14 protein-coding genes and 1 pseudogene are annotated in these 13,238 nt (G+C 67.0%); 11 read left to right on the top strand and 4 right to left on the bottom strand.

All coding sequences use genetic code 11. The features are described 5' to 3' along the window. The 3 genes from BAY1663_RS13215 to BAY1663_RS13225 all read right to left on the bottom strand — a co-directional run. Nucleotides 1–317: prolipoprotein diacylglyceryl transferase family protein (locus BAY1663_RS13215; protein WP_037041637.1), on the bottom strand; the 317-nt coding region annotated here is incomplete at its 3' end. A gap of 41 nt (nt 318–358) precedes the next feature. After that, nucleotides 359–1,723 carry a heavy metal sensor histidine kinase gene (locus BAY1663_RS13220; protein WP_037041546.1) on the bottom strand — a complete coding sequence of 455 codons (1,365 nt, stop codon included), beginning with the start codon at nt 1,721–1,723 and terminating at the stop codon, nt 359–361. Further along, a complete protein-coding gene (locus BAY1663_RS13225; RefSeq protein WP_037041548.1) occupies nt 1,720–2,403 on the bottom strand; it encodes a heavy metal response regulator transcription factor in 684 nt (227 codons plus the stop codon). The genes BAY1663_RS13220 and BAY1663_RS13225 overlap by 4 nt, the downstream gene beginning before the upstream one ends. Nucleotides 2,404–2,556: 153 nt before the next feature. Here BAY1663_RS13225 and BAY1663_RS13230 point away from each other — a divergent pair, with 153 nt between their 5' ends. The 7 genes and pseudogenes from BAY1663_RS13230 (at nt 2,557) to BAY1663_RS13260 (ending at nt 8,601) form a co-directional block, all read left to right on the top strand. Next, nucleotides 2,557–2,772 carry a DUF2933 domain-containing protein gene (locus BAY1663_RS13230; protein ID WP_037041550.1) on the top strand — a complete coding sequence of 72 codons (216 nt, stop codon included), beginning with the start codon at nt 2,557–2,559 and terminating at the stop codon, nt 2,770–2,772. Beyond that, nucleotides 2,759–5,143, top strand: coding sequence for a heavy metal translocating P-type ATPase (locus BAY1663_RS13235; protein WP_371257621.1), 2,385 nt, complete (start codon nt 2,759–2,761; stop codon nt 5,141–5,143). The genes BAY1663_RS13230 and BAY1663_RS13235 overlap by 14 nt, the downstream gene beginning before the upstream one ends. A 78-nt stretch (nt 5,144–5,221) precedes the next feature. Beyond that, nucleotides 5,222–5,482 carry a heavy-metal-associated domain-containing protein gene (locus BAY1663_RS13240; RefSeq protein ID WP_037041552.1) on the top strand — a complete coding sequence of 87 codons (261 nt, stop codon included), beginning with the start codon at nt 5,222–5,224 and terminating at the stop codon, nt 5,480–5,482. A 25-nt stretch (nt 5,483–5,507) separates the two neighbouring features. After that, nucleotides 5,508–5,953: pseudogene (locus tag BAY1663_RS13245) on the top strand (DUF411 domain-containing protein). Nucleotides 5,954–6,296: 343 nt separating this feature from the next. After that, nucleotides 6,297–6,629, top strand: coding sequence for a hypothetical protein (locus BAY1663_RS13250; protein WP_102893496.1), 333 nt, complete (start codon nt 6,297–6,299; stop codon nt 6,627–6,629). A 363-nt stretch (nt 6,630–6,992) separates the two neighbouring features. Beyond that, entirely contained in the window at nt 6,993–7,559 is a 567-nt protein-coding gene (locus BAY1663_RS13255) for a C39 family peptidase (RefSeq protein WP_051497144.1), read from the top strand. Between the two features lie 10 nt (nt 7,560–7,569). Beyond that, nucleotides 7,570–8,601 (top strand): hypothetical protein, encoded by a 1,032-nt coding sequence (locus BAY1663_RS13260; protein WP_037041556.1) that lies wholly within the window; start codon nt 7,570–7,572, stop codon nt 8,599–8,601. A 16-nt stretch (nt 8,602–8,617) separates the two neighbouring features. On the opposite strand, the gene BAY1663_RS13265 is transcribed toward BAY1663_RS13260, so the two are convergent. After that, nucleotides 8,618–9,322 carry a response regulator transcription factor gene (locus BAY1663_RS13265; protein WP_037041566.1) on the bottom strand — a complete coding sequence of 235 codons (705 nt, stop codon included), beginning with the start codon at nt 9,320–9,322 and terminating at the stop codon, nt 8,618–8,620. Between the two features lie 229 nt (nt 9,323–9,551). Between BAY1663_RS13265 and BAY1663_RS13270 the strand changes: the two genes are divergently transcribed. From BAY1663_RS13270 to BAY1663_RS13285, 4 genes are read left to right on the top strand one after another with little or no spacing between them, the layout of a single operon-like run. Then, nucleotides 9,552–11,309 (top strand): copper resistance system multicopper oxidase, encoded by a 1,758-nt coding sequence (locus tag BAY1663_RS13270; protein ID WP_037041569.1) that lies wholly within the window; start codon nt 9,552–9,554, stop codon nt 11,307–11,309. 11 nt (nt 11,310–11,320) lie between these two features. Beyond that, nucleotides 11,321–11,638, top strand: coding sequence for a hypothetical protein (locus BAY1663_RS13275; protein ID WP_037041571.1), 318 nt, complete (start codon nt 11,321–11,323; stop codon nt 11,636–11,638). After that, nucleotides 11,628–12,554, top strand: coding sequence for a copper resistance protein B (locus tag BAY1663_RS13280; protein ID WP_037041573.1), 927 nt, complete (start codon nt 11,628–11,630; stop codon nt 12,552–12,554). Before BAY1663_RS13275 ends, BAY1663_RS13280 begins: the two co-directional genes overlap by 11 nt. Before the next feature lie 10 nt (nt 12,555–12,564). Next, nucleotides 12,565–13,224 carry a cytochrome c gene (locus BAY1663_RS13285; RefSeq protein ID WP_037041575.1) on the top strand — a complete coding sequence of 220 codons (660 nt, stop codon included), beginning with the start codon at nt 12,565–12,567 and terminating at the stop codon, nt 13,222–13,224. Nucleotides 13,225–13,238 lie beyond the last annotated feature (14 nt).

A 13,238-nucleotide genomic window follows, 5' to 3' on the forward strand; every position in this document is an offset into this window, starting at 1 on the left:
CGCAGCGCCCGCTCGCGCCAGCACCAGCTGGCGCCCAGCGCCAGCGCGGCGAGCACGCCGGGCCAGGCGATGAAGCCGCCGTCGCGGATATCGATGAGCCGCCACCACGCCCCACGGTAATGCTCGAAATAGGCGATCACGAAGGCCAGCCGCGCGACCAGCAGCGCCACCAGCAGCAGGCGGAACAGCTGCCGCTCCGGATTGCAGGCACTGCGCCGGCCGACCCACCAGCCGCTCAGGGTCGCCAGCAGCAGGCTGCCCAGCAACAGCACATGGGGCACGGCAAGGGCCAGCGGCCCGATATTCACGGTCAGCATTCAGTCCTCTCGCACCTGTGTCATCTCAACGGCCCCGGAGCTCATGCGGGGAACTCCAGCCTGAACGTCGTGAGGCCCGCCGCCGACGAACAGCCGATCCGCCCGTGATGCGCCTCGACGATGGAGCGGGTGATGGCCAGCCCCAGCCCGGCATTGCTCGGGCCGCCTTCGCGCCGCGCCGGGTCGCCCCGGTAGAAGCGGTCGAACAGCCGGCCCAGATGCTCGGGGGCGATGGTCGCCCCGGGGTTGGCGACGCTCAGCGCCACCCCGTCGGCATCCTGCTCGATCAGCACCCGGATCGTCCCGCCATCCGGTGTGTAGCGCAGCGCGTTGGACAACAGGTTGGACAATGCCCGGCGCAGCATCGATCGATCCCCCGCCAGCGTCCCGGCCCCGGACTGCTCGAGATGGATGCCGCGCTCGTCGGCCGAGAGCTGGTAATAGTCCAGCAGCTGTTCGCACAGCTCGTGCAGCTCCACCGGCCGCGCATCGGGGATGATCAGCCCATTGTCGGCCTTGGCCAGGAACAGCATGTCATCGATCATCCGCGACATGCGCTGCAGCTCTTCCAGGTTGGAATGCAGGTTGTCCTGGTATTGCTCCACCGTTCTGGCCCGGGTCAGTGCCACCTCGGTGTGGGTCATCAGATTGCTCAGCGGCGTGCGCAACTCATGGGCGATGTCGGCGGAAAAGTTCGACAGCCGCACGAAGGCATCCTCCAGCCGCGCCAACATCGCGTTGAAGGCCTGCACCAGCTGTTCCAGCTCCGCCGGAATCGACTCGCCGGGGATGCGCTCGCGCAGGGATTTTGCCGAAACCGAGGCCGCCACCTGCGTGACCTCGCGCAACGGCCGCAAGCCGCTGCGCACCAGCAACCAGCCGAGCAGGGCGCTGACCAGCGCACAGAGCACCAGCGCGCTCCACAGCCAGCCGCTGAAGGTATGGAAGAACGCCCTGTGCACCGTGACGTCGAGCAGGATCAGCAGGGTCAGGCGCTGCCCGGCAACCTCGACGTGCCCCGCCTCGCCACGCCAGACCCGGCCGTCGACCTGCAGCTCGCCGCCCCCCTGCCCCGCCAGTTGCAACAGCCGGGTATCGAAGGGCGCGGGCCCAGGCGCCGGAAACAGCTGCCGGCCGCGATCGTCGAAAATGAACGCGGCCAGTCCGCCATGGCCGCCGAGCAGTGCCTGCAGCTGCGGGCGCAGCTCATCGAAGCGGCGCAGATCGTCCAGTCCACCGAGCAGGCCGCGGCCGGCCTCGAGTTTCTCGTGCAGCGTATGGCGGTCCAGCTCGTCGAAATGGTGCACGCTGAACTGGTTGAAGAAGTAGCCGGCCGCGGCCAGCACACCGGTCACGGCGAGCATGAACATCAGGCTCAGGCGCGCCGTCAGCGACAGGCGTTTCATGGTGCATCCGGCTCATCGAGCATGTAGCCCATGCCACGTGCGGTGTGGATCAGCTTGGGCTCGAAGCCGTCGTCGATCTTCGCCCGCAAACGACGGATCGCCACTTCGATGACGTTGGTGTCGCTGTCGAAATTCATGTCCCACACCTGCGAGGCGATCAGCGACTTGGGCAGCACCTCGCCACGCCGGCGCAGCAGCAGTTCCAGCAGGGCGAATTCCTTGGCGGTGAGGTCTATGCGCTGCCCGGCACGCATGGCCCGGCGCTTGAGCAGGTCGACCTGCAGATCGGCGATCTTCAGCTGCGTCTGCAGGGCCGCCGCGTTGCCGCGGCGCAACAGCGTGCGCACGCGCGCCAGCAGTTCGGAGAAGGCGAACGGCTTGACCAGGTAATCGTCGGCACCCAGTTCCAGCCCCTTGACCCGATCCTCGACGCGGTCGCGCGCGGTGAGGAACAGCACCGGCACCTCGCTTCCCGAGGCGCGCACCAGCCGCAGCACTTCCCAGCCGTCCAACCCCGGCATCATCACGTCGAGGATCAACAGATCGTACGGCGTGCTCAGTGCATGCTGCAGGGCGTCGGTGCCGCTGGTCACGCGGTCGACAGTGAAGCCCGCCTCGCTGAGCCCCTGTTGCAGGTAGGTCCCGGTCTTCGGTTCGTCTTCGGCAACCAGCAGTTTCATCGCATCGCCCTCATCCGGAGTTGCCCGAGTGTGACAGCCTCTGCGGCAAACCAACCAGAACGTTACAGAAAAGTAATGTTTCGATCAGCCTGGCGTAAGGCTGCCGGGGCTATGGTGGGGCCGCGATCACCTCAGCCACTTCGGAGGCTCGTCATGCCTGCTCGCCCCTCACCGCGCGACTCCCGGGAACCGTTCTGGCGCAGCCGAACCGGTATCGTCCTGCTGATGCTGGCGACGATCGGCCTTTTCTATGTGCTCCGCGAGCACTTCGAGCATGCCAGCCGTGCCCTGCCCTACCTGATCCTGCTGCTCTGCCCGCTGATGCATCTGTTCGGCCACAGGCACGGGGGCCGCGATGGCGACCAATGACCGGCCACATGGCCTAGCCGGCCACGTCCATGCAGCGGGTTGCGAGCACGACCACGGGCAGGCCAGCGAACAGCGCGTGCAGCACGATCCCGTCTGTGGCATGCCCGTGGAGAACGGCGGCCCGTTGCACGCCGTCCATGCGCGGCGCGACTACTACTTCTGCAGCCAGCGTTGCCTGGACAGGTTCGTTGCCGAGCCGCGGCGCTATGTGGCTGGCGCCGTGGCGGCCGACGAGGCCTCGCTGGCCAGCGCGGAAGCGGCCGATCCCGGAGCCGAATACACCTGCCCGATGCACCCGGAAATCCGCCAGATCGGCCCCGGCACCTGCCCCAAGTGCGGCATGGCCCTGGAGCCGGTGATGCCGGAGCTGGAGGAACGGGAAAACCCCGAACTGCGCGATTTCAGCCGGCGCTTCTGGTGGACCCTGCCGCTGACGCTGATCGTCACCGTGCTGGCGATGGCCGGGCACTCGCTGGCCCTGTTCCATGGCGCCACGCAGAACTGGGTCGAGCTGGTATTGGCGACGCCGGTGGTGCTGTGGGCCGGCTGGCCGTTCTTCGTGCGCGGCGTACGTTCGGTCAGCCAGCGCAGTCCGAACATGTGGACGCTGATCGGCCTCGGCACGGCGGCGGCCTATCTCTACAGCCTGGTGGCGACCCTGGCACCCGAACTCTTTCCCGCGACCTTCGTGCAGGATGGGCGCATCGGCGTGTACTTCGAGGCCGCCGCGGTGATCATCTCGCTGACGCTGCTCGGCCAGATGCTCGAACTCAGGGCGCGCTCGCAGACCTCGGCGGCGATCAAATCCCTGCTCGGCCTGGCGCCGAAAACCGCGCGGCGCATCGCGGCCGACGGCAGCGAGCAGGACATTCCGCTGACCCACGTGCACAGCGGCGATCGCCTGCGCGTGCGCCCCGGCGAGAAGGTGCCGGTGGACGGCCGGGTGCTCGAGGGCGAAAGCGCGGTGGACGAGTCGATGCTCACCGGCGAGCCGCTGCCGGTGATGAAACACGCCGGCGACAGCCTGATCGGTGCCACGCTCAATACCCATGGCAGCCTGGTGATGGAGGCGCAGAAAGTCGGTTCGGCGACCATGCTCGCGCAGATCGTGCAGATGGTCGCCCAGGCCCAGCGCAGCAAGGCGCCCATGCAGCGCCTGGCCGATGTGATCGCCGGCTACTTCGTGATGGTGGTGATCCTGGTCGCCGTGCTGACCTTCCTCGGCTGGGGCCTGTTCGGCCCGCAGCCGAGCTGGGTGTTCGGTCTGATCAATGCGGTGGCGGTGCTGATCATCGCCTGTCCCTGCGCGCTCGGCCTGGCGACGCCGATGTCGGTGATGGTCGCCACCGGCAAGGCCGCCGGCAGCGGCGTGCTGTTCCGCGATGCCAGCGCCATCGAGAACCTGCGCAAGGTCGACGTGCTGATCGTCGACAAGACCGGCACCCTCACCGAAGGCCGGCCGGCGTTCCATAGCGTGGTCGCCGCCTCCGGCTTCGACGAGGAACAGGTGCTGCAACTGGCGGCCAGCCTCGACCAGGGCAGCGAACACCCGCTGGCGCACGCCATCGTCGAGCGCACGCGACAAGCCGGCGTCACGCTCAGCCCGACCGAGACCTTCGAATCCGCCTCGGGCATCGGCGTACGTGGCCGGGTCGACGGCCGGCAACTGCTGCTGGGCAACACCACCCTGCTGGACGAAGCCGGCGTCGATGCCACGCCGTTGCAGGCCCGCTCCGAAGAGCTGCGCGCCGAGGGCGTGAGCATCATGTACTTGGCGGTGGATGGCAGGCTGGCCGGGCTTCTCGCGGTGGCCGATCCGATCAAGCCCACCTCCAGGCAGGCGGTCGAGCACCTGCAGGCGGCCGGCGTGAAGGTCATCATGGCCACCGGCGACGGGCTCACCACGGCACGCGCGGTGGCGCGCCAGATGGGCATCGAAGAAGTCCACGGCGAAGTCAAGCCGCAGGACAAGGAGCGCCTCGCCGCCACCCTGCAACAGGCCGGGCACCGTGTGGCGATGGCCGGCGACGGCATCAACGACGCTCCCGCGCTGGCCCGTGCCGATGTCGGCATCGCCATGGGCACCGGCACCGACGTGGCGATGAACAGCGCCCAGGTCACCCTGGTCAAGGGCGACCTGCTGGGCATCCTGCGCGCCCGCAGCCTGTCGATGGCCACGGTGCGCAACATGCACCAGAACCTGACCTTCGCCTTCCTCTACAACAGCCTGGGCATTCCGTTGGCCGCCGGCCTGTTCTATCCGCTGACCGGGCACCTGCTGTCGCCGCTGATCGCCGCCCTGGCGATGAGCGTGAGTTCGGCCTCGGTGGTGTTCAACGCACTGCGCTTGCGCAAGGCGGGCATCGACTGAATGCTTGACACTGACACCATGTCAAGGTTGAGCATTCGGCCAGGTCGCAAGGGTATCGGCCATGGGAGAACGAACAGCATGAACACGAGCACGTTGAAGGTTTTCGGCATGAGCTGCGGCGCCTGCGCCAGGCACGTCTGCGAGGCACTCGAGCCGCTGGCCGGCGTCACCACGGTGGATGTGGACCTGGCCGCCGGCCTCGTCCGCATCGTTGGCACGGCCACCCGCGATGCGTTGATCGCGGCACTCGATACCGCCGGCTACCCGGCCGAAGCCGTCGCGGATGCGCCCCCCCGGAAAACCGCTTGCGGCGCCAGCGCTGGCTGCTGCTGCCACTGAAACAAACCTCGACCTGGAGAACAGCATGAAACCTTACCTCACCGCCGTCGCCGCCCTGCTGATGAGCGGCGTGGCCCACGCCGCCGACGTCATCGACGTGCACCGGGACGCCAACTGCGGCTGCTGCAAGGACTGGATCAAGTACCTCGAGGCCAACGGTTTCGAAGTGCGCGACCATGTCGAAAGCGACATGCCGGCGGTCAAGCAGCGCCTCGGTGTCGTGCCGCGCCTGGCTCGTGCCATACCGGGGTGATCGACGGCAAGCTCATCGAAGGCCATGTGCCGGTGGCCCAGATCCGCGAGCTGAAGACCCGTGACGACCTCGCCGGCATCGCCGTACCCGGTATGCCGGCCGGCTCGCCAGGCATGAACTACGGTCAGCCGCACCAGCGTTACCAGGTGATCGCCCTGACCGTCGAAGGCCGCGACCAGGTGCTGGCCGACTACCTGGGCTCCCAGCCGGTCCGCTGAGTTCGCTCGAGCGTACATGGCGGGCGCCCGGAGGGACTGGCCACCCGGCCGCCGCCATGATGAGTCGCCAGTTAATCCGGAGCCGGTCGCCCGCCATGGGAGAAATCTCCCTCCCGAAGAGCTGCCGGCTGGCCTTTTCCTCCCCCCGAAAAGAGGAAAGGGCTCCCATATACGAAACGCAGCGCAACGCTAGCTTTAGATTCACCCGGGCAATCAGTCGACTAGCCAACCGACGGCCCGATGCAGCCGGGCAACCATCCGGCGGACAGCATGTTTCACCCCACCGCGGGGCGGGGCGTGAAACGAACGCAGCAATGCTCCGCAACCTGGCAAGGAGATGAAGATGGACACCAAGCGGAAAACCCTGGCCACCGCAGTTGCGCTGGCCGGATTACTGGGTGCAGGTGCAGCGCTGGCCGACGGACCGATGCGCCTGACCGAACCGCAAATGGATCAGATGGTTGCAGGGGCACTCGTGTCCGAGAGCACCACCTACGAGTATTTCCATGGCTATTCCAACAACCCGGCAAGCGAGGCGAGCAACGGCACCAGCACTTACGCCACCACCACGCAGGTATGGTGCCCCGGCGCATCGGTGACCTGTGCAACCCCGGCCCAAACCACCATGGTAGGAGACCCCGTCCTGATCGACGGCCCCGGCAACAGCTTCCCCTGACCGTGCCCGGGCCCTGGCGGCTGTGCTGAGACGGGCGCGGCAGCGAGGGCCTTGTCATCCAGATGCTCCACCTCAGGCAATGCCGTTCACAGGTTCCTGTGAACGGCATTGTTGCGACTGGCATATGGATCGTGACGACCTTGCGCCTGTCCGCCAGCGGCCCGGCCGGCATTCATACTGGCACAATGCAGGCCATGGTTTCCCGGTCTAAGCTTGATACACAGACGCTTTGGCCCCGATCGTCCTGACCCCTCAGCGTGGGAAAGGATACGTTCGCCAGGCAGCTCGAGGGGATGTAACCGGTGCCTGGCCTTGCCCGAGCCGGGCATCGAAAGGCAGGGATCACAGGGAGTCGACGCCGCCATGAGTTCGTTGCCCGACCGCTTGCCCGAGGCGCTCCAGGCGATGGCAATCGCCATCCTCACCGCCGCGACACTTGCTCCCTGCGCCAGCCTCGCGGACACCCCCGCCTTGCGCATCGAATCGCTCAAGGAAATGCGGGAGAAAGCGGTGGTCATGCAGCAATGGGAGACCAGCTGCGCAGCCGCCTCGCTGGCCACCGTGCTGACCTACGGCTTCCAGGACCCGGTGAGCGAGCGCTACGTCGCCGCGACCATGCTCAAGGGAACCGAGCCGGCCAAGGTGCGTGCGCGTGGCGGCTTCTCGCTATTGGACATGAAGCGCTTCGTCGAACAGCGGGGCTACGCCGGCGATGCCTACCGGAACCTGGCCCTCGAGGACCTGAAACTGTTCCACGCGCCGATCGTCCCGATCCAGATCCGTGGTTTCAATCACTACGTCGTGCTGAATGCGGTTACCGAGCGTGAGGTATTGCTCGCCGACCCGGCCTTCGGCAATCGCCGCATGTCGCTGGCACGCTTCAATGAAGTCTGGCTGCAAGGCCTGGCTTTTGTCGTATCCCCCAGTTGAGGTCAGCGCCATGAGCCATTCAGTTCGCCTGTCGACCATCGCCCTGGCTATGGCGGTAGCGGCGCCAGTATGCGCCGAGACCGCCGATGAACTGCGCCAGCAGCTCGAGGCGCAGAAGGCCCTCAACGCGCAGCTGCGCCAGCGGGTTGCCGCCCTCGAAAGCCAGCTCGCCGGGGCGCAACCGCAACCGGCCTTGCGTGCGCCCGAAAGCAGGGCCCCGGTGATCGAGCCGGACAGCCCGGAGGCCACTACGGCCATCGAGGAGGCGCTGGTATCGCGGGGGCTGATCCTGCTGCCATCCGGCGCCTTCCGCGTGACGCCCAGGTTCACCTGGGTACATTCGGGCTCGGACAACTATCGGGACCGTAGCGACAGCTACATCGGTAGCCTGGGTGGCCAGGCGGGTTTGCCCTGGGGCATGGCGTTCAGCGCCTCCATACCCTATACGCACCGCAATACCTCGATCGGATCGAACAGCGGGGTAGGCGACCTGGTACTGGAACTTGCCAAGAAACTGAACAACGAGACGCAGCACCTGCCCTCGTTCGTCGCCGCCCTGAGCTACTCGCATGACAACGGCGACGATGCCTTCGAACCGGTTCCGATCAGCTATGGCTTCCGCAGCGTGGCGGGCTCGCTTTCGGCGCTCAAGCGTCTCGACCCGGTAGCGCTCTACGGTGGGTTGGCGTACAGCCATGCATATTCGAAGCATGTCAGGGCCGACAACCTGCTCGGGGAGCGTCCCTTCTCCGGACGTATCGCTCCCGGCGATAGCTGGGCCTATCGCCTGGGCGCATCCTTGGCCGCCACGCCGGACATTAGCCTGGACGCTTCGCTGTCAGAAGCCTTCATCGAAGGGGCCGATATCCACTCCAGCGCTACCGGCAAGCGTACGCTTTCCCGGGCGACCATCGCGTCGCTGAACCTGGGGGCCACCTTCATGCTCAGCCGGGACCTGGCGCTGCAACTGTCCGCGTCGGCAGGCGCGACCGACGATTCGCCGGACTACAGCTTCTCCGTGGCCCTGCCCTACCGCTTCTGAGCAAGGCCGGGCCTTCCTATCGAAGCTTCGGCGGGGCTGGAGGCATGTCCAGCCCGTGGCGCTGGGCAAAGGCGAACAACCCCAGCCGGCTGGTGACTCCGAGCTTGCCGTAGATAGAGGTCAGATGATTGCGCAGCGTGTGTTCGCTGATATGCAGTTTCTGCGCGACCTGAACCGCAGACATCGCCGTGTACCTCGACAGGGCTGCAACGATCTCCCGTTCGCGCTCGGTGAGCGACGTTATCCGCTGCGACTCAGGGTCAGGCACGCGAGCCGGTACACGGGACAGGCAATCGGCCAGAATCCGCCCGGTGGTCGCACGATCCAGCCAGAGCTGCCCCTGGACCACCTTGGTGATCGCCGTGACGATCAGCTCTGCCGGCTCCGCCATTTCGAGCACCCCGCAAGCCCCGCAGAGCACGGCCTGGCCATGCACCAACCTGTCCTGCTGCGTAGTCATCACCAGCAGCTTTGCCGGCGATTGCGCCCTGAACCAGGAAATGGCATCGAAGCCACTCTGCATGGCCAGATCGATACCAAGCAGGACGACGTCGGGGGCGGTCTTGTTCAGCAAGGCAAGCGCATCAGCAGGGCTGGTCGCGCTACCGACGACCTCCATGGCAGGCTTCGCATCCCCGATGAGCTTTTCCAGAGCCCAGAGAATGCAACGATGGCCGTCGACAACCAGAACGCGGATCGGCCCAGAGCGCTCAGTACTCATCGAAAATCCCTTCCGTGAGAATCATGCACTGCACTTGAGTATAAGCGCAGATATCGAAGGCTTCGCTCCGAGGTGCCAAACCTGCCCGCGTGCCCGCCCTGCAAGCTGACCGAACCGTAATCTTGCGCTCAGCCTCCTGTCAGCGCAGGCACGCTATGGTTGTCCTGCTCCCTGCGTTCACCTCGCGGCAACACTGCTCGAACATCCCGATCGACCGAACAGGACCAGCATGCAATTCACCAGTTCCCGGCGCACCTTCGTCAAAAGCCTGGCCGTTGGCGGCGCCCTCGCCGGCTTCGGCCTGTGGCGCCAGCCCGTCTGGGCGCTGACCAGCCCCGGCCAACCCACGGTGCTCAGCGGCACCCGGTTCGACCTGAGCATCGACTCGATGACGGTGGACTTCAGCGGCCGCCGACGCACCGCCATGGCCATCAACGGCAGCATCCCCGGCCCGCTGCTGCGCTGGCGCGAGGGCGACAGCGTGACCCTGCGCGTGCGCAACCGCCTGCCGCAGGACACTTCCATCCACTGGCACGGCATCCTGCTGCCGGCCAACATGGACGGCGTGCCCGGCTTCAGCTTCGCCGGCATCGCGCCGGACGGCATGTACGAGTACCACTTCAAGGTCAAGCAGAGCGGCACCTACTGGTACCACAGCCATTCGGCCTTCCAGGAACAGCTCGGCGTCTACGGCCCGCTGGTCATCGACCCGCTCGAGCCGGAACCCTTCGCCTACGACCGCGACTACGTGGTGTTCCTCTCCGACTGGACCGACGAGAGCCCGGCACGGGTGCTGGCCAAGCTGAAGAAGCGATCGGACTACTACAACCAGGGCCGCCGCACCCTCGGCGACTTCATCGGCGACGTCGCCGACAAGGGCTGGCGCGAGGCCTTCGGCGAGCGCTGGGCCTGGGCCAGGATGAACATGTCGCCCACTGACCTGGCCGATGTCAGCGGCGCCACCTACACCTACCTGCTCAACGGCCAGGCGCCGGACGGCAACTGGACCGGCCTGTTCCAGCCGGGCGAGCGCATTCGCCTGCGCCTGATCAACGGCTCGGCGATGAGCTACTTCGATTTCCGCATTCCCGGGCTCAAGCTCACCGTGGTCGCCGCCGACGGCCAGCACATCGAGCCGGTAACAGTGGACGAGATTCGCCTGGCGGTGGCGGAAACCTATGACGTGATCGTCGAGCCCGACGCCAGCCAGGACGCCTACACCCTGTTCGCCCAGGCCATGGACCGCAGCGGCTACGCGCGTGGCACCCTGGCCCGCCGTGCAGGCCTGCAGGCGCCGGTGCCCGGGCCGGACCCGCGGCCGGAACTGAGCATGGCGGACATGGGCCACGGCGATCATGCCGGCCATGGCGCCCCTGCACCGGCCGGGCCGGGGCATGCCGCCATGGATCATGGACAGATGGATCACGCCGCCATGCCCCATGGCACCACCGGCAGCCCGGCAATGCAGGCGCATCCGGCCAGCGAGCAGGGCAATCCGCTGGTGGACATGCAGACCATGATGCCGGTGGCGAAGCTGGACGACCCCGGCATCGGCCTGCGCGACAATGGTCGCCGCGTGCTGACCTACGCCGACCTGCGCAGCGCCTTCGCCGATCCGGACGGCCGCGAGCCGAGCCGCACCCTCGAACTGCACCTGACCGGGCACATGGAGCGCTTCGCCTGGTCGTTCGACGGCATCCCCTTCGCCGACGCCGAGCCGATCCGCCTGAAGTACGGCGAGCGGGTACGCCTCGTGCTGGTCAACGACACCATGATGCACCACCCCATCCACCTGCACGGGATGTGGAGCGACCTGGAAGACGAGCACGGCAATTTCAAGCTGCGCAAGCACACCATCGACATGCCGCCCGGCGCCAGGCGCAGCTACCGCGTCACCGCCGATGCCCTCGGCCGCTGGGCCTACCACTGCCACCTGCTGATGCACATGGACCTCGGGATGTTCCGCGAAGTCCGCGTAGAAGAATGACGGAGAAGCACATGAACACTCGCAAACACAATGCCCTGCTCGCCTTCGGCCTGACCGCCACCCTCAACCTCGGCACCGCCTATGCGCAGAGCGAACACGACGGCCACCATCCGCAGAACGCCCCGGCCGAACAGGCGGCGCCACAGGCCACCCTGCCCAAGCCCGGCCAGGGCGGCATGATGCAGGGCATGGATCACGACAAGATGATGCAGATGCACGATGAGCACATGGGCAAGGGGCAGATGATGGACCATGGCAACATGGGCCAGGGCGGCATGGGCAACGGCATGAACAAGGACGCCGGCCAGGGCAAGCCGCATGATCACTAAGACGCTGCCCGTCGCCCTTGCCCTCGGCCTGGCCGCCACGGCGAGCCAGGCACAGCAGCTCATGGACCACTCCGGCCATGCCATGCCGTCGGCGCGCGAGCAGGCGCCTCCCCGGCAGATGGAGCATGGCCAGATGGACCATGGCGGCATGGATCACGGCTCGATGGCGCATCCGCCGGCCACCGGCATCCCGCCGGGCCAGGAACCGCGTTCGCCGATCCCCACCCTCACCGATGCAGACCGTGCCGCTGCCTTCCCCGCCCTGCCGCCGCACCGGATGCACCAGGGCGGCAGCCACTTCCTCTTCCTCGCCGACCAGTTGGAATGGCAGGACGCCGACGACGGCAGTGCGCTGGCCTGGGACATTTCCGGCTGGCTCGGTGGCGACGTCGACCGCCTGGCCTTCCGCTCCGAAGGCGAGCGCACCGACGGCCATACCGAAGAGGCCGAACTGCAACTGCTCTGGAGCCACGCCATCGGCCCCTGGTGGGAAACCGTCGCCGGCGTGCGCCAGGACTTCAAGCCCGGCTCGGCGCAGACCTGGGCCGCGTTCGGCGTGCAGGGCATGCCGTTGTACGGCCTGGAAACCGAGGCCACCGCCTTCCTCGGCGAAGGCGGCCAGAGCGCGCTGCGCCTGGAGGCCGACTACGACATCCTGCTGACCCGGCGCTGGGTGCTGCAGCCGACCGCCGAGCTCAACCTGCATGGGCGCAACGACGAAGCCCGCGGCGTGGGGGCCGGCCTCAGCGAGGCCAGCGTCGGCCTGCGCCTGCGCTACGAAATCACCCGGCAGTTCGCCCCCTACGTCGGCCTGAGCTGGAACCGCGCCTACGGCAATACCGCCAGCATCCTGCGCGCCAATGACGAAGACATCAGCGAAACACGTCTACTGGCGGGCATCCGTTTCTGGTTCTAAGGTCCAGCGCATGAAAACCATTCTGACGACACTGGCGACGGTCGCCCTGGCCACGGCGATTGGCGGTGCCGCGGTGGTGTATTCCGGCATCATCGATGTCGCAGCCGATACCCCGCATGCCGCCCCCCTGCACGCCTTGCTGGAAACCACCCGCAAGCACGCCATCGCGGCGCGCGCCAAGGACATCGAGGTGCCCGGCCTGGACGCCGCCGAACTGATCCGCTCCGGGGCCGGCAACTACGACGCCATGTGCATCGGCTGCCATCTCACGCCCGGGGTCGCCTCCAGCGAATTGAGCCAGGCCCTCTATCCCGCCCCCCCGAACCTCGCCAAGGCAACGGCCGATGGCGATCCGGCGATCCGTTTCTGGATCATCAAGCACGGCATCAAGTCCACCGGCATGCCGGCCTGGGGCAAGTCCATGGACGATCGCTACATCTGGGGCCTGGTCGCCTTCCTCGAGCGGCTGCCATCGCTCTCCGCCCAGGAATACCAGAGCCTGGTGGCATCCAGCGCGGGCCACCAGCATGGTGGTGGGGAAAGCGACAGGCACGCAGCGGGGGCAGCAGGTCATGAAGCCGGCACGAACCACGCGGGGCACCCGCATCCGGCCGAGCCGGAGGCGGCGACGGTTCATCGTCACGCCGATGGCAACCAGCACCGACACTGATCGCCCTGGGCACG

The sequence above is a fragment of the Pseudomonas sp. BAY1663 genome (assembly GCF_000582595.1).
GTDB classification, from domain to species: Bacteria; Pseudomonadota; Gammaproteobacteria; order Pseudomonadales; family Pseudomonadaceae; genus Stutzerimonas; species Stutzerimonas stutzeri_AF.